The sequence below is a fragment of the Saccharopolyspora mangrovi genome (genome assembly GCF_035320975.1).
GTDB classification, from domain to species: Bacteria; Actinomycetota; Actinomycetes; order Mycobacteriales; family Pseudonocardiaceae; genus Saccharopolyspora; species Saccharopolyspora mangrovi.
In genome coordinates, this window is the sequence record NZ_JAWLNX010000057.1 from 1 (window position 1) to 920 (window position 920).

A 920-nucleotide genomic window follows, 5' to 3' on the forward strand; every position below is an offset into this window, starting at 1 on the left:
GAATCCCGTTGTGTCTGAGCTGTTTGATCCGAAGTTGTGGGAGCCGGTCGAGGGCTTCGACTTCACCGACATCACCTATCACCGCTGTGTGGAGGACGGTCCTGGCCGGGGCACGGTGCGCATCGCGTTCGATCGCCCCGAGGTGCGCAACGCCTTCCGCCCGCACACCGTCGATGAGCTCTACCGCGCCCTGGACCACGCCCGGATGAGCAGTGACGTGGGTTGCGTGCTGATCACCGGTAACGGCCCGTCGGGCAAGGACGGTGGTTGGAGCTTCTGCTCGGGTGGTGACCAGCGCATCCGTGGTCGTTCCGGTTACCAGTACGCCGGCGGTGAGACCGCCGAGACGGTGGATCCGGCGCGGGCGGGCCGGTTGCACATCCTGGAGGTGCAGCGGCTGATCCGGTTCATGCCCAAGGTCGTCATCGCGGTGGTGCCGGGCTGGGCGGCCGGTGGCGGGCACAGCCTGCACGTGGTGTGCGATCTGACCCTGGCCAGCGCCGAGCACGCCATGTTCAAGCAGACCGATGCCGATGTCGGCAGCTTCGACGGCGGGTTCGGCTCGGCCTACCTGGCCCGTCAGGTGGGGCAGAAGTTCGCTCGGGAGATCTTCTTCCTCGGGCGTCCCTACACCGCTGAGCAGGCCCATCAGATGGGGATGGTCAACGAGGTCGTCCCGCACGCCGAGCTGGAGGCAACCGCGTTGCAGTGGTCCCGGGAGATCAACGGCAAGTCCCCGACGGCGCAGCGCATGCTCAAGTACGCGTTCAACGCCATCGACGACGGGCTCGTCGGCCAGCAGCTCTTCGCCGGTGAGACCACCCGGCTGGCCTACATGACCGACGAAGCCGTCGAGGGCAGGGACGCCTTCCTGCACAAACGCGACCCCGACTGGTCCGCCTTCCCCTGGTACTTCTGAG

Annotated in this window: 1 protein-coding gene; it reads left to right on the forward strand. The window is 67.0% G+C overall.

Translation table 11 applies throughout. The features are described from left to right. The first annotated feature begins 10 nt into the window (after window positions 1-10). Window positions 11-919 (forward strand): 1,4-dihydroxy-2-naphthoyl-CoA synthase, encoded by a 909-nt coding sequence (locus R4I43_RS34225; protein WP_324269880.1) that lies wholly within the window; start codon window positions 11-13, stop codon window positions 917-919. Window position 920: the final 1 nt, after the last annotated feature.